Origin of the sequence: Staphylococcus rostri (assembly GCF_002902145.1) — a bacterium.
GTDB lineage: Bacteria > Bacillota > Bacilli > Staphylococcales > Staphylococcaceae > Staphylococcus > Staphylococcus rostri.
Genome location: NZ_PPRF01000088.1, coordinates 36,503 through 59,598 on the forward strand (window position 1 = coordinate 36,503; position 23,096 = coordinate 59,598).

Here is a 23,096-nt window from a genome sequence, read left to right on the forward strand (position 1 = left end):
TTAAGCTAGAAAATTATGAACAGTAATGTAAAGGTGAGACGATGATAGAACAACAACAAATACATAGATTAATTAAGCAAGGTCAGTTTGAAAAAGCATTACAAGCGTGTTTCGATAATATTGAAGCGTCACCTGAAGAAGTTGAGAATTACATCAATTCAGGTATATTGCTAGCAGAGGCTGGCGAAATCGATAAAGCTGAACGCTTCTTCCAACGCGCCATTGAATTACAGCCAGATAATGGTGTGATTTATTATAACTTAGCGAATGTTTACTTTAATGAAGCACGTTTTCAAGAGGCGATTAAGTTGTATCAGCTTGCTATTGGTAAGCAGTTAGAAACGAAAGATGTCTATTTTATGCTCGGTATGTCGTTTGTGCAACTGGAAGCGAAAGACAAAGCGTTACCATTTTTAATGCGTGCATCTGAAATGGACACAGAATTTGAAGATTTAGAAGCACAATTTCAATATGCGCTTGTATTATGTGAACATGAGATGTTTGAACAAGCGGTGCCATTACTTGAGCGTATTTTAGAAAAAGCACCCAATCATGCAGACGCACAATATAATCTGACGCTGGCACAATATATGTTGAATGAAGATATTGAAGCGGCCATTCAAGGTTTTGAACGTGCAGTCGAAATGGATGACACGCATATGCTAAGTCATCACGCTATTAAAACATTTACGATGATTCAAGAAGAACAGGAGGGATAAGCGTGGACAACCCAACGTTATTAGATAGCACCTATGTCAAAGGTGACGTTGCACTTATACTTTTTCAAAACAGTGACAATTTCTATACCGTTTTAAAAGTCGATGTAGCGGATACAAATGGCGACTTTGAAGATGAAGCAACGGTCGTTGGGTATTTTCCGGATATCGTTGAAGACGAAACGTATACATTCAAAGGCTACGTTGTTGAGCATGCACGCTACGGCAAGCAACTGAAAGCGGAGACGTTTCAAAAAGAAATCCCTCAAACGAAAGATGCGGTAATCGCCTATTTATCGAGTGCGTTGTTCAAAGGCATCGGTGTTAAAACCGCAGAAGCTATCGTAAACACGCTAGGCGAAGATGCGATTCATCAAATATTAAACGACGCGTCATGTTTAGCACGCGTGCCTAAGCTGTCCAAAGATAAGCAAGAACAAATTGCGCAACAAGTATACCAAAACCAAGAAAGTGAACAGATTATGATTCGCTTGAACGAGTTAGGCTTCGGTTCCAAGCTTGCGATGGACATTTATAAATTTTATCAATCGGATACATTAAAAGTGCTCGACAGTAATCCTTACCAGCTCGTGTATGACATCAAAGGGGTTGGTTTCCAAAAAGCCGATCAGCTAGCGCAACAACTCGGCATTCATCCGATGCACCAAGATCGCTTACGTGCAGGCATTCTATACGTTGTAGAGGAAACGTGTATTAAAAACGGGCATACGTATTTGCCGGCAGAAGCACTCATTAATGCGGCGATTGAGCTGTTATCAAAAAATATGACAGACGTTATTGATATGGCGGCGATGCAAGAGTGTATGACACAATTAGTTGAAGAACAGAAATTGATTGCGGTCGATGATATTGTTGCGATGCCGAGTCTGTATTATTCTGAACTGAAAAGTACGCAAAACTTATTTAAAGTGGCGAATCAGAAGCAAGCACTGACGAAATTTGATTTGTCTGATATTCAATTACATATTGGTGAAATTGAAGAAATGAATGAAGTCAGCTATGCGACCTCTCAAAAAGAAGCGTTGGAATGCGCAATTCAGAATAAAGTGATGTTGTTAACAGGTGGTCCAGGTACTGGTAAGACGACGGTCATTAAAGGGATTGTGCAACTTTATGCGGAAATGCATGGCTTATCGTTGGATTATGATGATTATGACGAAGATGAGGCTTTCCCAGTCGTACTTGCGGCGCCAACGGGTCGGGCGTCTAAACGTCTGCATGAGTCAACGGGATTAGAAGCGATGACCGTGCATCGTTTGATTGGTTGGAATCAGGAGACAAAGCCAGATGACTTGTTGGAACATGAGATTGATGCACGTTTAATTATTATTGATGAGATGTCGATGGTCGATACGTGGCTATTTCATCAGTTTATGAATGCTGTCCCAGTCGATGCGCAAATTGTGCTTGTAGGCGATGAAGATCAGTTGCCTTCAGTAGGACCGGGGCAAGTGTTCAAAGACTTAATTGACGCGGATGTGCTACCGAGAATTAACTTAACGGAAGTGTATCGTCAACAAGACGGCTCGAGCATTATTGACTTGGCACACCGTATGAAAATGGGTGAAGAAGTCGACATTACCCAACGATTTCATGACCGTTCATTTATTCCATGCCAAACGTCGCAAATTCCAGAAATCGTCGATAAAATTGTAACGAATGCTGTTGGTAAAGGTTACACAATGTCAGACATTCAAGTGTTAGCACCGATGTATCGTGGCAGTGCAGGCATTCAAAAACTGAACCAAGTCCTGCAAAACATTTTAAATCCGAAAGAAGATGACGATCATCGCGAAGTCCCGTTTGGTGATGTGGTGTTTCGTCAAGGGGATAAAGTGTTACAGTTGGTTAACCGACCGAACGACAATGTCTTTAATGGGGACATCGGTGAGATTGTAGGTATCTTTTGGGCGAAAGAGAACGCCTTGAATAAAGATGTGGTCATTGTTGATTATGAAGGTAATGAGATTACATATATGCGTTCAGACTTAACAGAACTCACACATGCGTATTGTACTTCAATTCATAAAGCACAAGGGTCAGAATTTCCTATTGTCATTATGCCGATTGTCAAACAGTATTATCGTATGTTACAAAAGCCAATCTTGTATACAGGTCTGACACGTGCCAAACAATCGCTCGTATTTCTAGGCGATGCAGAAGCATTTAATATTGGTCTACATACACATGGACAGACACGTTTGACTCAACTGCAGTCGTTCCTAGTCACATACTTTAAAGGCACAGCGCCAGAAGATGAGGCAGGCGAGGATGCGGACACAAATTTTATAGCTTCGATGTTCCAAGTCAATCCAATGATTAATATGGGCGATACGACGCCATATGACTTTCTAGAAATTGACAAAGCCTAAGATATTTTTATATAATCACATTAAAGTAAAGCGGATAACCGAGTAAATGATAAGGTGACTTCACAGAGACGTATCGTTGCTGAGAGATACGAGTCCTACCATTGAACGCTACTATGCGCATAGTTGAATAGCAGACAATAGAGTGATAGTCACCAACGACTATAACTAGGGTGGTACCGCGAGACATTCGTCCCTTTGATGAGACGAGTGTCTTTTTGTTTGAAGAAACATAACAGGGAGTTGACAGAATGAAGAATTTAAAAGCTAGTGAAATACGCCAAATGTATTTAGATTATTTTGTTGAAAAAGGACATATGGTGGAACCTTCAGCGCCATTAGTACCGATTGATGATGACACATTACTATGGATTAACTCAGGTGTCGCAACATTAAAGAAATATTTTGATGGTCGTGAAGTACCGAAAAAACCACGTATTGTGAACGCCCAAAAATCAATTCGTACGAACGACATTGAGAACGTTGGTTTTACAGCACGTCACCACACATTCTTTGAAATGCTTGGGAATTTCTCAATTGGCGACTATTTCAAACGTGAAGCCATTGAATTTGCATGGGAATTTTTAACAAGTGATAAATGGATGGCAATGGAACCTGAAAAGTTATACGTTACAATCCATCCGGAAGATATGGAAGCGTATAACTTATGGCACGACTTAATCGGTTTATCTGAAGACCGTATTATTCGTATTGAAGGCAACTTCTGGGATATCGGTGAAGGACCATCTGGACCAAACACTGAGATTTTCTACGACCGTGGGGAAGCATATGGCACTAATGATCCAGCAGAAGAAATGTATCCGGGTGGCGAAAATGAACGCTATCTTGAAGTATGGAACTTAGTATTTAGTGAATTCAACCACAACAAAGATCACAGCTATACACCACTACCAAGTAAAAACATTGATACCGGCATGGGGCTAGAGCGTATGGCCTCAATCTCACAAAACGTACGCACGAACTATGAAACAGACTTGTTCATGCCGATTATGGCTGAAATTGAAAACATTTCAGGTAAAAAATACTTAGTCAATGCACAAGATGACGTCGCATTCAAAGTCATTGCCGACCATATTCGTACAATTGCCTTTGCGATTTCAGATGGTGCGCTACCTGCAAACGAAGGCCGTGGCTATGTATTACGTCGTTTATTACGTCGTGCGGTTCGTTTCAGTCAAACACTAGATATTAACGAACCATTTATGTACCGCTTAGTAGAAATTGTTGCGGAAATTATGGAACCTTACTATCCAAACGTTAAAGAAAAGCAAGACTTTATTGCGCGCGTGATTAAGTCAGAAGAAGCGCGTTTCCACGAGACATTGGAAGAAGGTCTGTCAATCTTGAACGGCTTAATCGAACAATCGAAAGAACAAGACGGTACGATTGCTGGCGAAGATGCGTTTAAATTGTATGATACGTATGGTTTCCCAATCGAATTGACGCAAGAGATTGCCGAGAATGAAGGTTTAACGATTGATATGGCAGGCTTTGAAACACATATGGAAGCACAGCGTAATCGCGCACGTGAAGCACGTCAAAATAACCAATCTATGCAAGTTCAAAGTGAAGTGTTGAAACAAATTGATACGCAAAGCGAATTTGTTGGGTATGAACAATTTGCAACGACAGCACGCATTACAGATATGATTGTTGACGGTGCACGTGTGACTGAAGTAGATGCAGATCAAACCGTTTACTTTATTTTAGACAAAACACCATTCTACGCAGTAAGCGGTGGGCAAGTGGCAGATAAAGGTATCGTAGCAAGTGATGACTTTGAAATTGAAGTACGTGAAGTCATTAAAGCGCCAAATGGTCAAAACTTACACACAGGTTACGTGAAATTCGGTACGGTAACAGAAGGTGCTGAAGTTGAGGCGTCAGTTGATAGCAAATCACGTAAAGCGATTATGAAAAACCACAGCGCGACACACTTATTGCATGCAGCGTTAAAAGAAGTATTAGGTAGCCACGTTAACCAAGCAGGTTCATTAGTAGACAGCGAGCGTTTACGATTCGACTTCTCACATATCGCAGCAATGACTCAAGAAGAATTACAACTTGTTGAACAACGTGTAAACGAAGAAATCTGGAACAGTGTTGATGTTTCAATCAGCGAAATGCCAATTGACGAAGCGAAAGCGAAAGGTGCAATGGCGTTATTCGGTGAGAAATATGGCGATGTCGTACGTGTAGTAGATATGCAACCATTCTCTATTGAACTATGTGGTGGTACACACGTTAATAACACATCTGAAATCGGCTTATTCAAAATTACAAGTGAGTCAGGTACAGGTGCAGGCGTACGCCGTATTGAAGCGGTTACTGGACAAGCAGCATTTGTTTACTTAGAACGTTACTTAGAGCGTTTCAATGCGATTAAAACACAAGTTAAAGCAAAAGCAGACGATCAAGTACTTGATAAAGTTGAAAACTTACAAGTACAAGAAAAAGCATTACAACAAACAATTGAAGCGAAAAACAAAGAAATTAACGCACTGAAAATGGGCAACATTGAAGACCAAGTTGTGACAATTAACGATATGCCAGTGTTAATTACAGAAGTTGAAGTGGATAATGCCAAAGCAATGCGTACAACAATGGATGACTTCAAATCTAAGTTACAAGATGCGATTATTGTTTTAGCGAGCGATGTCGGTGGTAAAGTATCATTAGTCGCTACAGTACCAAAACAATATGTAGATCGCATTAAAGCTGGCGACATTATTAAAGAGATGGCACCAATTGTTGGCGGTAAAGGTGGCGGTCGTCCTGATATGGCACAAGGTGGCGGTACAGACCCAAGTCAGATAACAGCAGCATTACAATTTGTTGAAACTTACATTAAATCATTATAAAAATAGAGTTGTTTCGTGTAGAATAGAAGAAGTAATCTATTTATGGTTTAAGGAGTGTTATGACAATGGCAAATTTTGATAAAACGATGAAGTTCAATTACGATGAAATCCCTAAAGCAAACGTTGAAACAGTTCTTAATAATGTCTACAACACATTAGAAGAGAGAGGCTACAATGCGGTTAATCAAATCGTAGGCTATCTCTTATCCGGTGACCCAGCATACATTCCACGTCATAATGAAGCACGTAATCAAATTAGACACATCGATCGTGATGACATCATGGAAGAACTCGTGTCATTCTATTTGAAACACAACAACGATACAGACAACAATGCTTAAACATAAAATTATCGGCTTAGATGTAGGAAGTAAGACTGTTGGTGTTGCGATTAGCGACATGATGGGTTGGACAGCACAAGGATTGGACACACTCCATATTAACGAACAACAAAACGAGCTCGGATTAGACACCTTAATTGACATTATTAAGCGAGAACGAGTAGGTACCGTCGTTATCGGATTGCCTAAAAACATGAACAATTCGATTGGTTTCCGTGGTGAAGCGTCGTTACATTATAAAGAAGCTTTGGCTGAACGTATGCCACAACTAGAGATTATTATGTGGGATGAACGCCTGAGCACAATGGCAGCAGAACGCTCATTACTTGAAGCAGATGTTTCAAGATCCAAACGTAAAAAAGTAATAGACAAAATGGCGGCAGTATTTATTTTACAAGGCTATTTAGATTCATTAAATTAAGGAGAGAGCAACTATGACAAATGAAAACCATAAAATTAACGAATTAGAAATTAACGCAGATGAAGCGTTATTAACACTTTTTGATGAAGAAGGTAACGAAGTATTATACCGTAAAATGTTAGAATTCTATCACCCAGGATTCGATAAAGAATACGTTATTCTTGCGGAAGAAGGCGCACAAGCGGACGAAGACGACTTAATCGAGTTAGTCCCAATGATCAACGAACCTGATGAAAATGGTGAAGGTGGTCGTTTTATCGGCATCGAAACAGAAGAAGAATGGGATATGATTGAAGAAGTCGTTAATACGAACTTCAACGAAACTGAAGAATAAGTTTTCATGCGAGCTGATGTGTTGTATATGCACATCAGCTTTTTACATAGAAGCATATATGAGAATGATGTCTGACTGTCAGTTTTAGGCGCATCGCTTTTCACATATTATACGTGCGTGACAGCTGAAAGCCCACTACTTAGTTGAGTGGATTTCGGATATTTGAAGTGTATCTATCGCAGCAATTTGTGTAATGTTATGAAGGAGGTGGTTTCTCTTGAAGAATGTAGAAAAAATAACCGATAGCGTTCAATTAGCGCATTATTTAGAGAACGTAGATCATTTAAGCGATAACTATATTACTTTTTTTAGTTATGACAGTACAGCACAACAATTAGAAATAATCATTGAAGAACGTGACATGGATCAACAAACAATATCTCCAAAAGTGTGGCGTTTGCAGTGTGAAAGTGTTGATCATTTAAGTATACAGAACACTGAGAGTACCTCAACGCAAAAGATAGGAGAGCTATTTGTACATCAAAATAGGTTTTTTCTCCGGCTAATAAGTGGCTTTATATCGTTTGAAGCGGCATCATTTACATTTGATGTGCCAAAATATGAAGATATTTCACACATTAACATGGCATATGTGATGCAATCGTTAGAATCAAGTACATATATGAAAAATATGACTTTTAGTTTTGATAGTGATAGTATGGCACGCGTGATTGGATACGCCGAAGATAACCAAAAACCGTATTGGGCGACTGTCCCAGATTATTCGAGACCAGCAAATTTTGAGACAATTGATGACTTATTTGATGCTAAAATTTATAATAATCAGTCTTTAAAAGAGCGATGGTCTGAAGTGAAGATAGAACGTATCGATGGGCTCACATTAACGAATTGGCTAAGTAGGAAAATAGACACTGCTGATATGCACGTTTTCATTAAGGATATGGATCATATAGTGATTAACGGTGTGGAACTACCTGGATTTGTTGATGTGGAATATACGTGTGATACGTGTGGTTCTAGTGCTTGGTGTGTGGAGCGATATACTTCTTATTTTTGTCCATACTGCAATCGCTGGTTGGATGTCGATGATGAAGGTATCGCATTTTTTAAACGTAGACGCCCGCTAGAACCTGCATTAATGTGGCAACCGAATAAAAAGTTGAATTTTTGTCAAGTGCAATTCCATCCGGGGAGTAAAAATTATACGTATCACTGTGTTGATAACGCTATTTCAGTGGGGGACTGGGTCATCGTACCAGTCGGTTCTGATCATGTTGAAAAAGAAGTGCGTGTCGTTAAAGTGTTTCAATGTCCTATAACACATCCGCCTTTCCCGCTCAATCATATTAAATCAGTCATCCAAAAGAAAAGTCATCGCAATAGACAGGCAGATCAAACGATGAAATTACTTCTTTCTAATGGTAATGTTTGTGACATAGTGGATGAACAGCAATTGTCATATGAGACTGGTGTTTATGATATTGTTAAAACGCCAATTGGCAACTTTTGGTTAGAGTTCAATGGCGAACCTATTAAAATGAAACTCAGCACCAGATATCCGCCAGCAGACGAGAAATATTTTGTAGAAGGTGTCTATCGAATTAAGCCCGTCCAAGTAGACTTTGAAAACTTTATTCATTTAAAGCTGATGACGAATGTAGATATTCCCAATGCGAGATGGATTGATAATCTTTCAGGCGCATATCAAGATGGCAACAATTGGCAAGTAGATGCATATGATATTGGCATCGCAGTACACCCACAAGAATATGATGATTATGAAGTTTTATTTACTGATGAAAATATACCGTATTATGCTATTTGGCCAGATGAATATAAAACATGCTATGCCTTTACGGTGGCGTGGAAATATTACGTTTCCGATGATGACTTATCCATTTGGAATCAGGTATCTGTTTATGCTAATTAAGTAACATAGCTAAGATTGAATGGCAAAGTTGGTGGGACACCGCTTATCGTGTTCTCCCACCCCGGCAAGTTTGAGTAAGTGTGACATAACTTGCAAAAGCGTATTTTCATATCAGTCAGTTACTACCTTACACATGAAATCTTAAAGTTAAATTAAAAGTTTCTAATTGAAAGATTCATCATTTTTAATATTTTTCAAGAAACAATAGACTTTTGTGTCGCTTTCTCAAACGCTATATTTAACTTTATAAAAAGCATGACGTTCAAAATAAAAATGGTATACATTTACACATCCATTTGCGGTTTAATTATTTTATAACGTATTTAAACGATGTGATTTGCACATATGTGTCCCAGCCACATCGACATTTGAAAGGATAGTGTAAAGAAGATGGAATTTAAAAAGAAATTACGTATTGCAGTATTAGGTATTGGCTTATCAATTATTTCGCCAGCTGTTTTATTTGGACCTGCGCATAATGTACATGCTGAAGGAATCAATATAAATGAATTGAAGCATAAATATGTTGGCAATATTCCAGCAAATGCGGTGCCTGTAGACGGAGATCCAGCAACACTTAAAATTGAAGAAGGAAATGTAACAATTTTTATTGATGCACATACTGGTGAGTTTAGAGGTATCATTTCTGCAAAAAACTAGAGACTAGCTATAATGTGTGAAGAAATGGGTGTGTTAGAATGATCATTCTGGACACGCCTTTTTTTATTGGATACTTTTCAGTCAATCGGATATTTTCGCGTTAGTTTTAATGAAGAAATCAGTGATTTTAAAATAATAGGTATTTTTATCGCAAATAATATATACAAATTTGAAGTCAATTACGTTTTAATTAAGTTATACATTGATTCAATGTGATAAAACTTTATTCAATACATATATACCGATCGATGGGGAAGTTGGTAACGTGACTTTGATGAAGATAAAAACACAATATGTATCAGTGTATAACAGTAGATGTCATTGACAAAATCTCTGCTAAGTTAAGAGACGCATCTCGTAGATTAAAAGAATTGAAGATATGTTTACAGAAGAAGGTTCCGGGGGAGGGAATCTTCTTTTTTGTGCTGTGAAAACTTCTATGTCATACATATTGCTATATAATAGAATGGTAATGATTAACTTGGGAAGAGACATAGAGTCAATAAAGTTGTGACTGTGATAGCCATAAACGTTTTTCTCATAGGCGCTCTTACTAACGGGGGGAAAACAATGAAAACAAATGATAGACTACTCACTCATGGTGTTGTATGTGACTTGTCAAAAGGAAAACATGATTCAGATACAGCAATCGCATACGATATTCTTAAAACACCTATTGGGAATTTTTGGTTAGAATTTAATGATCGACCAATTCCAATGACTGTTAGAGCTGATTACCCATCAAATGAAGAAAAATATTACGTCGAAGGGGCATACACAATTAAGCCCTGCCAAGTGGATTTTGAAAATTTTTATTGTCTGAGAATATGTACAAACATAGATATAAAATCAGCCAGAATGATTGATACATTCAGCGGTGAACATCAAGAAGGCTACAATTGGCAACTAGGACAATATGATATTGGTATTTCAGCGCATCCATTTTCCGATAACGACCTAGAAGCGACAATAACAGCAGAGGGCATGCCATATTTTATAGACTGGTATGACGACAGTAAAACATTATACTTTTTTGGTGTTGCGTGGAAATATTACGTTTCTGATGATGATTTATCCACTTGCTTCAATACTTAAATAGTAGCAGCACGATTCTAGAACTATACACGATTAAAAGTAAAATGGTATACAGGATTTTGCTTTGATACTCTTATGTTTCGTTTCATTTTATGATAGAATAATATGAAGTAATTTTGTTGAGACGATATGAAACGATGATGAACCTCGTGTAAGAGGGGAGAAAAAATTATCCAAGCTCTGAATGTTCAAGTGCTTGTAAAATATCAAACATGGCAACGATTAACTGAAATAGATGTGTGTGCACCGAGCAGCTAAGGTTTAATGTTTATGATAACAACACCTATGTTTCAGTTTTGCCGGGGTGGGGCGCTGAAATCTAAATGGTTTCTGTCCCACTCCCTATTTTTTGATGATTTTTATCGAAATTTAATTAAAGGAAGTTTGAAAGATGGACAATTTAAATCAATCTTATTTTTTAAGTTTGCAAGCGTATGATAGTGAACTGGATCAATTGCGTGCGTTTGCGGAAGCGCATCAAGTACCCATTGTTGATCAGTTGTCATTGGATATGATTAAGCAAATTATCCGTATTCATCAACCGACAGAAATTTTAGAGCTCGGCACAGCAATTGGATACAGTAGCATGCATTTTGCTTCTGTATCACCTGACATTAACGTAACGACAATCGAACGTAATGAAGAGATGATTGCTTATGCGAAAAAACATTTTGAACAGTTTCGCTTTACAGACCAAATTAGATTGATTGAAGCAGATGCGGCACAAGCATTTTCAAAGGTAAATGACCGCACATATGATATGATTTTTATCGACGCAGCAAAAGCACAATCAAAGAAGTTTTTTGAGTTATATAGCCCGTTATTAAAAGATGGCGGCGTGATTATTACGGATAACGTCCTTTATCATGGCTTTGTTGCTAATATTGATATTGTACGAAGCCGTAATGTGAAACAGATGGTAAAAAAAGTACAGAAATTTAATCAATGGCTAAGTGAACAATCTGATTTTAAAACAAATTTTATCAATATGGATGATGGTTTAGCTATTTCTATAAAGGAGCACAAAAATGACTGAATTATTAGTGACACCCAAGTCTCTCAGCCATATCGAGACATTGATTGATAAAGGCGCAGATGCGTTTGTCATCGGTGAAGAAAAGTTTGGCTTACGTTTGGCTGGTGAATTTAATAGAGAACAAATGAAACAAGCAGTTGAAATGATTCACGCTGCAGGTAAAAAAGCATATGCAGCGGTTAACGGCATTTTTCATAACTATCATATTCCTGCTGTTGAAGATTATATTCAATTTTTGCATGACATTCGTGTCGATCGCATTATTTTTGGTGATCCAGCAGTAGTTATGATTGTCAAACAACAAGAAAATCCAATCCCACTTCATTGGAACGCGGAAACACTTGTAACCAACTACTTCCAATGTAATTATTGGGGACAACGTGGTTCACGTAGAGCCGTATTAGCACGTGAGTTAAGCTTAGACGAAATTTTAAATATTAAAGCGAATGCGGATGTTGAAATTGAAGTTCAAGTTCATGGTATGACGTGTATGTTCCAATCAAAACGTATGCTACTAGGCAACTACTACACTTTCCAAGAGCGACAAATGAAGATTCAACGTGAAGACTTAGATGATACGACGCAATTATTGTTATATGATGAAGAACGCGATAACAAATATCCAGTTTATGAAGATTATAACGGGACACATATTATGTCACCGAATGATATTTGTTTAATTGAAGAATTAGCGCCGTTATTTGAAGCGGGTATTGATAGCTTTAAAATTGATGGCTTATTGCACAGTGAAGAATATATTAATACCGTGACGCAACAATATCGTGAAGCGATTGATTTGTATCACGAAGATCCTGAAATCTATGAAGATGAGAAGTTTATGTTAGTGGATCCTATTGAAGCGATTCAACCGGAACACCGTCCATTTGATGAAGGATTCTACTATAAACAAACGGTATATTAAAATAAGGAGAGAGCGCATATGACGGTACTAGAAGCAGTGAAATCAGATGCAAAGCCCAAAGTGAAAAAACCAGAATTGCTTGCACCTGCTGGTAACCTTGAAAAGTTAAAAATTGCCATTCATTATGGTGCAGATGCCGTGTTTATCGGTGGACAAGAGTACGGTTTACGTTCCAATGCCGATAACTTTACGATTGATGAAATTCGTGAAGGTGTTGAGTTTGCGAACCGATACGGCGCAAAAGTCTATATTACAACAAACATCATTGCCCATGATGAAAATATTGATGGTTTAGACGATTATTTAATGCAATTGGAAAGCATTGGCGCAACAGGCATTATCGTCGCGGACCCATTAATTATTGAAACGTGTAAACGTGTTGCACCAAAACTTGAAATTCATTTATCAACGCAACAATCGTTAAGTAACTACAAAGCGGTCGAGTATTGGAAAGAAGAAGGGCTAGACCGTGTGGTACTTGCACGTGAAACAGGCGCAATGGAAATGAAAGAAATGAAAGACAAAGTGGATATTGAGATTGAGGCGTTCATCCATGGTGCAATGTGTATCGCATACTCTGGACGTTGTACACTTAGTAACCACATGACAGCACGTGACTCTAACCGAGGCGGCTGTTGTCAAAGTTGTCGTTGGGATTATGACTTGTTAACAGTCGATGAAGACGGCGAATTAGATGTATACTATGAAGATGGACAAGCTGTTCCATTTGCGATGAGTCCACGTGACTTGAAACTTATCGAATCTATTCCGAATATGATGGATTTAGGTATCGATTCTTTAAAAATTGAAGGACGTATGAAGTCAATTCACTATATTGCGACAGTCGTTTCTGTATATCGTAAAGTGATTGATGCTTATGCGGCTGACCCTGAAAACTTCAAAATCAAGCCTGAATGGTTAATCGAACTTGATAAATGTGCCAACCGTGATACAGCACCAGCATTCTTCAAAGGAACACCTGGATACGAAGAGCAAATGTTTGGTAACGAATCAACGAAGAAATCACCGTATGACTTTATCGGGCTTGTATTAGCGTATGATGAAGAGACGCAAATTGCGACAATTCAACAACGTAACCATTTCAAACCGGGTCAAGAAGTCGAGTTTTTCGGTCCTGAAATTGAAACATTTACGCAAGTTGTAGAAGCAATTTATGATGAAGAAGGTAACGAATTAGATGCAGCACGTCATCCGTTACAAATCGTTCAAATTAAGGTAGACCGTCCAATTTATGTAAATAATATGATGAGAAAAGAGGTATAAAGCTATGGCGCCTACAACAATTATTGGTATTGCTGGTGGCTCAGGTTCTGGAAAAACTTCTGTCACTAATAAGATTATGAATAATTTAGAAGGCCATAGTGTGGCACTGATTGAACAAGATTATTACTACAAAGATCAATCTCATCTAACATTTGAAGAGCGACTTAAAACGAACTATGATCATCCATTTGCTTTTGATAATGACTTACTTATTCAAAATCTGCGAGACTTGTGTGCAGGTCGTGAAGTTGAAGTGCCAACTTACGATTATACAAATCATACGCGCAGTGAGAAAACCATTGCATTTCAACCTAAAGATGTTATTATCGTAGAAGGTATATTCGCGCTTGAAAATGAAGAACTCCGCAATATGATGGATGTTAAGATTTATGTTGATACAGATGCAGACTTACGTATCTTGCGCCGTTTATTGCGTGATACACGAGAACGTGGTCGTACGATGGATTCTGTTATCGACCAATATCTCAGTGTCGTACGCCCAATGCACAACCAGTTTATCGAACCAACGAAAAAATTTGCGGACATCATCATTCCAGAAGGTGGCAGCAATAAAGTGGCAATCGACATTATGACAACGAAAATTCAAGCACTCGTTCAGAAAAAAGATTAAAACAGTTAAAGGAAGATGAACATATGGAAAATCAAAAACAATACCCAATGACACAAGAAGGTTTTGAAAAACTTGAACAAGAATTAGAAGAGTTAAAAACCGTTAAGCGACCTGAAGTTGTAGAAAAAATTAAGGTTGCACGTAGCTTTGGTGACTTGTCTGAGAACTCTGAGTATGACGCTGCCAAAGACGAACAAGGCTTTATCGAGCAAGATATCCAACGTATCGAAACAATGTTACGTCATGCGTTAATCATTGAAGATACAGGCGATAACAACGTTGTACAAATTGGTAAGACTGTGACATTTGTAGAACTTCCAGGCGATGACGAAGAAAGCTACCAAATCGTTGGTTCAGCGGAATCTGATGCTTTCAATGGCAAAATTTCAAATGAATCACCAATGGCTCAAGCGTTAATTGGGAAACATTTGAACGATGAAGTACGTGTACCACTTCCAAACGGTGGAGAAATGAACGTTAAAATTACAAACATTCAATAATAGATAGATGAGACCAGGACGTGAAATATTGCGTCTTGGTTTTTTAGTTTTACGTACATTTGGCAGTTCCATTTTTTAATGTTATGATGATTGTGTAACAAATTTATATGACTTGCTAGGGGTGCTTTATTGAGCTGAAAGAGGTTCTGACCTCAACCCTTTGTACCTGATCTAGATAATACTAGCGTAGGGAAGCAAACGACGACCGACATCATATCGATAACGTGTAGTGGCTATATGCCAACATACGTTTATTTCTACATAAAACTATCGTTGTTTTCGCGCGTATTCAGTCTATTTCTGAATGCGTTTTTATTTTGGTTACAATCTGTGATTCAGTTTCATTAAAGCCTCTTAGTGATAATTTAGGAGGAATATATTATGGAACAAGCGAATATTGAATTGAAGAAAAACTTTCCAGCAAGTCAACGTATTTACAAACAAGGCGTCGATCCGGACATTCAGGTACCGTTTCGTCAAATTACACTCTCAGACACGGTTACTGAGCAGGAGACGTTGCATAATCCGCCATTGACGGTATATGATACGGCCGGTCCTTATCATGATGAAACGTATGAAGTTGATGTGACACGTGGTATTCCTGCTTTGCGTACACCATGGATAGAAGGGCGAAATGATGTTGAGCATTATGAAGGCCGTTGTATCCAAGCAATTGACAATGGTTATAAGCAAGATGGACATCATAAAATTGTCACGCATCCATTTCGCTATCAACCACGCCGTGCGAAAGAAAATCATAATGTTACACAAATGCATTATGCGCGACAAGGTGTTATCACGAAGGAAATGAAGTTCGTAGCGACACGTGAAAATGTATCACCCGAGTTTGTACGTGACGAAATTGCGCGAGGGCGAGCGATTATTCCAAATAATATTAATCATCCAGAGTCTGAACCGATGATTATTGGCAAAAATTTTCAAGTTAAGATTAATGCGAATATCGGAAATTCTGCCGTTTCATCATCTATAGAAGCAGAAATTGAAAAATTGGTCTGGGCGACACATTGGGGTGCCGATACGATTATGGATTTATCGACAGGGAAGAACATCCACTCGACTAGAGAATATCTCATTCGTAATTCACCGGTTCCTGTGGGTACTGTGCCCATTTATCAAGCATTAGAAAAAGTAGACGGTATTGCAGAAGATCTGACGTGGGAAGTGTATCGTGATACGTTAATTGAACAGGCTGAGCAAGGCGTCGATTATTTTACGATTCATGCAGGTGTACGCCTTCATTATATTCCAATGACTGTAGACCGCCTAACAGGTATTGTGTCACGCGGTGGGTCAATCATGGCGCAATGGTGTTTGGCACATCACGAAGAAAGTTTTTTATACACACATTTTGATGATATTTGCGAGATTTTAAAATGCTATGATATTGCAGTGTCACTTGGAGATGGCTTACGCCCAGGTTCCATTTACGACGCGAATGATGAGAGTCAGCTAGCCGAGTTAAAAACATTAGGAGAACTCACAAAAATTGCCTGGTCACATGATGTGCAAGTAATGATTGAAGGCCCTGGCCATGTGCCAATGCATAAAATTAAAGAAAATCAAGAGTTAGCCGATTTATATTGCCAAGAAGCGCCATTCTATACATTAGGGCCATTGACTACCGATATTGCTCCAGCATACGATCATATTACATCTGCTATTGGTGCCGCTCAAATTGCACGTTACGGCACAGCAATGTTGTGTTACGTAACGCCGAAAGAGCATCTTGGCTTGCCTAACAAAGATGATGTTCGTGAAGGTGTCGTCACATATAAAATAGCTGCACATGCTGCTGATTTAGCAAAAGGCTTACCTGGCGCGACTGAACGTGATGATGCAATTAGTAAAGCCCGTTTTGAGTTTCGTTGGATTGATCAGTTTAATTTATCTCTAGATCCAGATCGTGCACGTGCCTACCATGATGAAACACTACCAGCAACGGCAGCCAAAGTCGCACATTTTTGTAGCATGTGTGGCCCTAAATTCTGTTCAATGCGTATTTCACATGATATTCGAGATAACTTCAAAGAACAACAACAAGGTATGGCAGAGCAAGCAGAAGCTTTTAGAAAACAAGGTAGTAACATTTATCATTAAGCCGTTCACTCCTTATCTTTCATGAGTAAAGATAAGGGGTTTATTATTTTTGTATAATAATATGTATTTGGCGCTTCCTATAATCATTAGCACTAAGGGGGTACTTAAAATATAAAAATAATGCCTTCAAGCTCAATATTATCAACAATTAATAAATGTAAAATCAATTCTATAAATTTTTACATTTTTGTGAATAACATATAATTATGTGTTTTTGTTCACAAACTTTGCTATCCTATAAATGTATCAATGACATCAATTACAGGAGGCGACATGATGCAAACGGAATGGATACATGCAATGGGGACGACAATCAGACTTTCCATTGTTCACGCATCCGCAGACGTACTGTTGACAGAAGCAACAAAGCGTATACATGATTGGGAGCAACGTTTTAGTGCCAATCGTCCTGACTCCACTTTAATGCAGATTAATCAACAAGCAGGTAAGCAGCCAGTACAAGTTGACCCTGAATTATATAACCTTATCGAGCATGGTTATCACGTTAGTATTTCTTCTCAACTTAAAATGAACATCTTAATTGGACCCCTTGTTAAACTTTGGCGTATTGGTTTCAAAGATGCACGCCAACCATCACCCTCAGAAATAACAGCCGCATTAAAATGTATCAACCCCTTAGATATGCAACTTAATCCCGAGAATCACACAGTTTTTCTACAACATCCTGGTATGGAGTTAGATTTAGGTGCCATTGCCAAAGGTTATTTTGCCGATGCACTCAAGACGTATTTTGTCACGCAAGGTGTAAAACACGGCATTATCGATTTTGGTGGTAATGTTGTTACGATTGGCACACCTTTAGCAGCAAAGTATTGGCATGTAGGCATACAACATCCATTTGAGATGCGTGGCACACCGATTGAGACGCTTCGTGTTGCAAATCAATCTGTCGTAACATCCGGTATTTATGAACGATGCTTTACTTGGGGAGACAAAGTATATCATCACATACTTGATGCACAGACAGGTTATCCTGTAGAGAACGACATAGCCAGTGTAACAATTGTGAGTGATCATGCGCTAGACGGCGAGATTTGGACAACGATTTGTTGCTTCGGTTATGCGAGACAAAATATTGCGTTATTAGAACAATTGGACGGAATAGAAGGACTTATTGTTCGTAAAGACGGCAAAGTTTTAACAACGCAACAATTACAGCGACTATCTTAGAACATCACAGAAAGAAAAAATTTTGCACTCATATGTGAAAATAATCACAATACACAAAGGAGGATTTATATATGGGTAAGCAATTGTTAGATTCAGTCACTTTAAATAGTGGGGTGGTGTTAAAAAATCGTGTCTTAATGGCACCAATGACGATTCAATCCGCTTATTTTGATGGCAGCGTGACAACAGAAATGATTGATTACTATCGTTTTCGTTCTGGAGATGCTGCGGCAGTCATTGTCGAAAGCTGTTTCGTTGAAGATAATGGACGTGGGTTTCCCGGAGCCATTGGGATTGATACGGACGACAAAATAGCAGGATTGCGTCGTTTGGCAGAAGCAATACAAGAGAAAGGCTCTAAAGCGATACTTCAACTGTATCATGCAGGTCGAATGGCGAATCCACGTTATAACAGTGGGGACAAGCCAATTTCAGCAAGTCCTGTCGCAGCGTTAAGACCTGATGCAGCAGTGCCTAGAGAAATGACTGCTATACAAGTTGAACAGATGATTGAGCGTTTTGGAGAAGCAACGCGCCGTGCCATTGAAGCCGGGTTTGATGGTGTTGAAATTCATGGTGCCAATACGTATCTTTTACAACAATTTTTCTCACCACATTCGAATCGACGTCAAGATAAATGGGGAGGAAGTCGTGAAAATCGCGTCAAGTTCCCGGTTGAAGTACTAAAAAAAGTGCAAGATGTGGTACAAGAACAAGACGCAAAATCATTTATAATCGGTTATCGTTATTCTCCAGAAGAAATTGAAGAACCGGGTATTCGCTTTGAAGATACTATGTATTTATTGAACACATTAGCCGAGTATGAACCGGATTATGTACATGTATCGATGAATAGTTATAAACGTACATCAATTGTGAATCAAGACGATACAGAGCCGTTGATTGACAAGTATTTAAAAATGCAAAGTGATAAATTGGCAAAAATCCCACATATTGGTGTCGGTAGTATTGCACAGCGTCAAGATGCAGAAGAAGCACTAGAGATGGGATATGAATTACTGAGTGTTGGTAAAGCGTATCTTGTAGAACCAAACTGGACAGAAAAAGTAATGAATGACGAAAAAATCGAGTCGTTTGTTGATATTCATGATCAACAACCATTACACATTCCATCGCCATTATGGAAAGTAATGGATTTTATGATTTTAGATAAAGAAGAAGAGCATCGCAAATATGAAAAGTTAAAAGCATTACAAAATAAAAAGGTAGCGTTCAAACCAGGTGTCTATCATGTATTTGCGAAAGGACACAATGGTGATTTACCGATGGAAGTTGAATTGTCTGAAACAGAGATTTTACGTATTGATGTAGATGATAGTAGCGAATCTGAAGGGATTGCCAACCCAGTATTTGAAAGATTGCCTCGTGATATTATTGAAGGACAAACACTGAATGTTGATGTTATTTCAGGTGCAACTGTAACGAGCGAAGGCATTGTGGAAGGAATTGCTGAAGCTATCAAACAAGCAGGTGAAGATCCTGATGTATTGCGTGCGCGACCAAAACCTGTCATTCAATGGTCTAATGAAACAATTGAAGAAACAACTGATGTGGTCGTAATCGGTACAGGTGGTGCAGGTTTAAGTGCCGCTGCATCTGTTTTAGAAGCAGGAAAATCTGTCATTATGTTGGAAAAATTCCCGGCAATTGGTGGTAATACAATACGCACAGGTGGGCAAGTGAATGCACCTGAACCAAGCTGGCAAAATAGTTTCTCAGCACTTGCAGGTGAAAAAGAAACTTTAGAAGCTATGTTAAAACATGATATTGGAGAAATTGATACTGAATATCGTGCAGATTTTGAAATTGTACAACAACAAATTAAAGCATACTTGGAAGATATCGAGAATCAACCAGCGTATTTATTTGATTCCACAGAATTTCATCGTATTCAAACATACATTGGTGGCAAACGTAAAGACCGTAACGGCACTGAAATTTCTGGTGATTATCAACTTGTTAAAACGCTCACTGATAATGTCCTAACATCAGTCAAATGGCTAACGGATAAAGGTGTGCACTTTGATCGTTCAGTCGTTGATATGCCAGTCGGTGCATTGTGGCGTCGTGGTCATAAACCTATGAAAGCACAAGGTTTGGAATACATTGAATCATTAAGCGGCTTTGTTAAGCAACATCAAGGACGTATTATGAACGAGACAACAGCTGAAAAATTGATTAAAGAGAACGGCAAAATCGTCGGTGTTGAAGCACGTAAAGCCAATGGAACAAAAATTAAATTGCATACACGCCACGGTGTGATTCTTGCGACAGGTGGCTTCGGCGCAAATACACAAATGCTACAACAGTACAACACGTATTGGGACTACATTCCAGACGATATTAAAACAACCAACTCTCCTGCGATCACTGGAGATGGTATTAAACTCGGATTACAAGCGGGGGCTGATCTTGTAGGCATGGGCTTTACACAGATGATGCCAATTTCTGACCCTAAAACAGGTGCATTATTTACAGGATTGATTGTCACACCATCTAACTTTGTCTTTATTAACAAACAAGGTAAGCGTTTTGTGAACGAATTTGAAAGTCGAGACGTACTCTCAAAAGCAGCGTTAGAACAACCAGACAGTATGTTCTATATTATTGCAGATGAAAATATAAAAGCACTTGCGATGAATACTTCAGAAAGTAAAATTAAGCATGAACTAGAAGATGGTACATTGATTAAAGCTGACACATTAGAAGCCTTGGCAGAAAAATTGTATATTGATGTTTCTACATTTGTATCAACCATCGAACGCTATAATCAATTTGTGGATCAAGGTCATGATGACGACTTTAATAAAAATGCGTTTGACTTAAAAATTGAAAAAGCACCATTCTATGCGACACCACGTAAACCAGCAATTCATCATACAATGGGTGGTTTGCGTATTAATACCGATACAGCTGTGCTCGATATTGATGGTAAATCAATTGAAGGTCTTTATGCAGCTGGTGAAGTTGCTGGCGGTATTCATGCAGGTAATCGTTTAGGGGGTAATGCATTAGCAGATATTTTTACATTTGGTAGAATTGCAGGTCAGCAAGCTGCAGCACATCCTGTTGTGGAAGAATAGGGGGATATGCTATGACTAAACAATCAAATCATGGTAACCAACTGATTCTTGCCATTATATTAGGTATCCTCACTTATTGGTTATTTGCACAATCGCTATTGAACATCGCGCCACATGTTCAACAAGATTATCAAGTTGATATGAGTATCGTAAATATAGCAGTCAGCTTAACAGCACTCATGAGCGGTATTTTTATCGTTGTCATGGGTGGGCTTGCTGACAAACTTGGCCGCGTTAAAATGACGTATATCGGACTGATATTGAGTATTGTTGGTTCAGCCGCGCTCATTATTTCAAATCTTACTTTTATGTTGTTGTTAGGCCGCATATTACAAGGGTTATCAGCTGCTTGTCTGATGCCGGCAACAATTGCATTAATTAATCAAAATTATCATGATGCAGCACGTCAGAAAGCATTAAGTTATTGGTCATTCGGTTCATATGGTGGTACAGGATTTGCCTCATTATTTGCCGGTGTCGTTGCAACTTTTGTAGGCTGGCGTTGGATTTTCATCCTATCTATTATTTTTACTTGTCTCGCAATGGTTTTATTACGTGGTACACCCGAATCACGTGATGAATCAGCTAAAGGTATCAAGTTTGATATTGTCGGCATTGTGATTTTCCTAATTATGATGGTCAGCATTAACGTTGTGATTACACAAGGGACAAAGTTTGGATGGACGCACCCATTTATTTTAACTTTGGATGTTATTTTTCTCTTAACAATTGTTGGATTCTATCTGTATGAAAAACAAAAACAGCATCCATTTATTGACTTTAGTTTATTTAATAATCGTGTCTATATCGGAACAACGATTGCAAATTTATTGGTCAATACAGTAATTGGTTCACTTGCGATGTTTAATATTTATGCACAACAAGGTATCGGATTGTCTGCAGCCAAAGCAGGGCTCCTTACAATCCCCTATATGATTGGTAGCTTATTGATGATTCGGATTGGTGAGAAATATATGCAGAAACACGGACCACAAGTGCCACTTATGTTAGGTCCAATTAGTATCGGTGTCGGTATTCTACTTCTTTCTATCGTGACACTGCCATTTGTTATTTATGCAATTGTCGCACTAATAGGTTTCTCATTAATTGGTTTAGGACTCGGATTCTTTGCAACACCGGCACTATCAACCGCAGTATCAAATGCCCCTGAAGAAAAAGTAGGGATGGCATCAGGTATTATTAAAATGACATCCACATTAGGTGCCGCATTCGGTATTGCTGTCGTTACGACGGTCTACACATCTCTTGTATCAACACATACACCATCATTTGCTGCAACAATCGCATTTATTTCAGGTGCGACACTTGTTGGTCTCGCATTTTTAGCAGCATGGCGCATTATACCAAACCAACAGATCAAACATTAAAGCAGTATATAAAGAAACTTCCTTCTTGTATTTACCACGAAATAGGGTAGATAAGAAGGAAGTTTTAATTGTTATTCAGATAACATAAAAGTCACGAGCTTTTTAGAAATTATACGTCTAAATTCTTTTTATCGAATTCTATAATTTTGTTCATTTTCACAAAATATAATTAAAAAACGTGCCATTCCATAC

Annotated in this window: 18 protein-coding genes and 1 riboswitch; all 18 genes read left to right on the forward strand. The window is 38.5% G+C overall.

Translation table 11 applies throughout. The features are described 5' to 3' along the window. The first annotated feature begins 44 nt into the window (after positions 1–44). The 18 genes from CD122_RS10345 to CD122_RS10430 all read left to right on the forward strand — a co-directional run bounded on the left by CD122_RS10345 (position 45) and on the right by CD122_RS10430 (position 22,904). The gene (locus CD122_RS10345; protein ID WP_103358910.1) at positions 45–719 is read left to right on the forward strand and encodes a tetratricopeptide repeat protein; all 675 of its coding nucleotides are present in this window, start codon (positions 45–47) and stop codon (positions 717–719) included. 2 nt (positions 720–721) lie between these two features. Next, positions 722–3,109, forward strand: coding sequence for an SF1B family DNA helicase RecD2 (gene recD2 / locus CD122_RS10350; RefSeq protein ID WP_103358894.1), 2,388 nt, complete (start codon positions 722–724; stop codon positions 3,107–3,109). Positions 3,110–3,357: 248 nt separating this feature from the next. Beyond that, positions 3,358–5,988 (forward strand): alanine--tRNA ligase, encoded by a 2,631-nt coding sequence (gene alaS, locus CD122_RS10355; protein ID WP_103358895.1) that lies wholly within the window; start codon positions 3,358–3,360, stop codon positions 5,986–5,988. A gap of 65 nt (positions 5,989–6,053) precedes the next feature. Further along, complete coding sequence (locus CD122_RS10360) at positions 6,054–6,329, forward strand: IreB family regulatory phosphoprotein (protein ID WP_103358896.1); 276 nt, start codon at positions 6,054–6,056, stop codon at positions 6,327–6,329. Continuing rightward, on the forward strand, positions 6,322–6,750 hold the full coding sequence (ruvX, locus tag CD122_RS10365) for a Holliday junction resolvase RuvX (protein ID WP_103358897.1): 429 nt from the start codon (positions 6,322–6,324) through the stop codon (positions 6,748–6,750). Before CD122_RS10360 ends, ruvX begins: the two co-directional genes overlap by 8 nt. A gap of 13 nt (positions 6,751–6,763) precedes the next feature. Then, complete coding sequence (locus tag CD122_RS10370) at positions 6,764–7,084, forward strand: DUF1292 domain-containing protein (RefSeq protein WP_103358898.1); 321 nt, start codon at positions 6,764–6,766, stop codon at positions 7,082–7,084. 217 nt (positions 7,085–7,301) lie between these two features. Further along, on the forward strand, positions 7,302–8,975 hold the full coding sequence (locus tag CD122_RS10375) for a hypothetical protein (protein WP_103358899.1): 1,674 nt from the start codon (positions 7,302–7,304) through the stop codon (positions 8,973–8,975). Positions 8,976–9,365: 390 nt separating this feature from the next. Then, positions 9,366–9,635, forward strand: coding sequence for a hypothetical protein (locus CD122_RS10380; RefSeq protein WP_103358900.1), 270 nt, complete (start codon positions 9,366–9,368; stop codon positions 9,633–9,635). Positions 9,636–10,205: 570 nt separating this feature from the next. Next, positions 10,206–10,730, forward strand: coding sequence for a hypothetical protein (locus tag CD122_RS10385; protein ID WP_103358901.1), 525 nt, complete (start codon positions 10,206–10,208; stop codon positions 10,728–10,730). 391 nt (positions 10,731–11,121) lie between these two features. Continuing rightward, a complete protein-coding gene (locus CD122_RS10390; protein ID WP_103358902.1) occupies positions 11,122–11,766 on the forward strand; it encodes an O-methyltransferase in 645 nt (214 codons plus the stop codon). Next, positions 11,759–12,688: a peptidase U32 family protein gene (locus CD122_RS10395; RefSeq protein WP_103358903.1), complete on the forward strand. Its 930-nt coding sequence runs from the start codon at positions 11,759–11,761 to the stop codon at positions 12,686–12,688. Before CD122_RS10390 ends, CD122_RS10395 begins: the two co-directional genes overlap by 8 nt. Before the next feature lie 18 nt (positions 12,689–12,706). After that, positions 12,707–13,972: a peptidase U32 family protein gene (locus CD122_RS10400; RefSeq protein ID WP_103358904.1), complete on the forward strand. Its 1,266-nt coding sequence runs from the start codon at positions 12,707–12,709 to the stop codon at positions 13,970–13,972. 4 nt (positions 13,973–13,976) lie between these two features. Then, a complete protein-coding gene (gene udk / locus CD122_RS10405) occupies positions 13,977–14,603 on the forward strand; it encodes a uridine kinase (RefSeq protein WP_103358905.1) in 627 nt (208 codons plus the stop codon). Between the two features lie 23 nt (positions 14,604–14,626). Next, entirely contained in the window at positions 14,627–15,103 is a 477-nt protein-coding gene (gene greA / locus CD122_RS10410; protein WP_095116685.1) for a transcription elongation factor GreA, read from the forward strand. Positions 15,104–15,210: 107 nt separating this feature from the next. Then, positions 15,211–15,313, forward strand: a riboswitch (TPP riboswitch). A gap of 171 nt (positions 15,314–15,484) precedes the next feature. Further along, complete coding sequence (gene thiC / locus CD122_RS10415; RefSeq protein WP_103358906.1) at positions 15,485–17,221, forward strand: phosphomethylpyrimidine synthase ThiC; 1,737 nt, start codon at positions 15,485–15,487, stop codon at positions 17,219–17,221. Between the two features lie 276 nt (positions 17,222–17,497). Beyond that, positions 17,498–18,412 (forward strand): FAD:protein FMN transferase, encoded by a 915-nt coding sequence (locus tag CD122_RS10420; RefSeq protein WP_103358907.1) that lies wholly within the window; start codon positions 17,498–17,500, stop codon positions 18,410–18,412. Between the two features lie 71 nt (positions 18,413–18,483). Beyond that, a complete protein-coding gene (locus tag CD122_RS10425; RefSeq protein WP_103358908.1) occupies positions 18,484–21,516 on the forward strand; it encodes an NADH-dependent flavin oxidoreductase in 3,033 nt (1,010 codons plus the stop codon). An 11-nt stretch (positions 21,517–21,527) separates the two neighbouring features. Next, complete coding sequence (locus tag CD122_RS10430; protein ID WP_103358909.1) at positions 21,528–22,904, forward strand: MFS transporter; 1,377 nt, start codon at positions 21,528–21,530, stop codon at positions 22,902–22,904. Positions 22,905–23,096: the final 192 nt, after the last annotated feature.

Bases quoted from the DNA above. Each gene is read 5' to 3' on its own strand.
- CD122_RS10420 (WP_103358907.1), top strand. From the start codon at position 17,498: ATGCAAACGGAATGGATACATGCAATGGGGACGACAATCAGACTTTCC.
- udk (WP_103358905.1), top strand. From the start codon at position 13,977: ATGGCGCCTACAACAATTATTGGTATTGCTGGTGGCTCAGGTTCTGGA.
- CD122_RS10390 (WP_103358902.1), top strand. From the start codon at position 11,122: ATGGACAATTTAAATCAATCTTATTTTTTAAGTTTGCAAGCGTATGAT.
- CD122_RS10395 (WP_103358903.1), top strand. From the start codon at position 11,759: ATGACTGAATTATTAGTGACACCCAAGTCTCTCAGCCATATCGAGACA.
- CD122_RS10425 (WP_103358908.1), top strand. From the start codon at position 18,484: ATGGGTAAGCAATTGTTAGATTCAGTCACTTTAAATAGTGGGGTGGTG.
- CD122_RS10380 (WP_103358900.1), top strand. From the start codon at position 9,366: ATGGAATTTAAAAAGAAATTACGTATTGCAGTATTAGGTATTGGCTTA.
- greA (WP_095116685.1), top strand. From the start codon at position 14,627: ATGGAAAATCAAAAACAATACCCAATGACACAAGAAGGTTTTGAAAAA.
- CD122_RS10360 (WP_103358896.1), top strand. From the start codon at position 6,054: ATGGCAAATTTTGATAAAACGATGAAGTTCAATTACGATGAAATCCCT.
- CD122_RS10430 (WP_103358909.1), top strand. From the start codon at position 21,528: ATGACTAAACAATCAAATCATGGTAACCAACTGATTCTTGCCATTATA.
- thiC (WP_103358906.1), top strand. From the start codon at position 15,485: ATGGAACAAGCGAATATTGAATTGAAGAAAAACTTTCCAGCAAGTCAA.
- ruvX (WP_103358897.1), top strand. From the start codon at position 6,322: ATGCTTAAACATAAAATTATCGGCTTAGATGTAGGAAGTAAGACTGTT.
- CD122_RS10385 (WP_103358901.1), top strand. From the start codon at position 10,206: ATGAAAACAAATGATAGACTACTCACTCATGGTGTTGTATGTGACTTG.
- CD122_RS10400 (WP_103358904.1), top strand. From the start codon at position 12,707: ATGACGGTACTAGAAGCAGTGAAATCAGATGCAAAGCCCAAAGTGAAA.
- CD122_RS10370 (WP_103358898.1), top strand. From the start codon at position 6,764: ATGACAAATGAAAACCATAAAATTAACGAATTAGAAATTAACGCAGAT.
- alaS (WP_103358895.1), top strand. From the start codon at position 3,358: ATGAAGAATTTAAAAGCTAGTGAAATACGCCAAATGTATTTAGATTAT.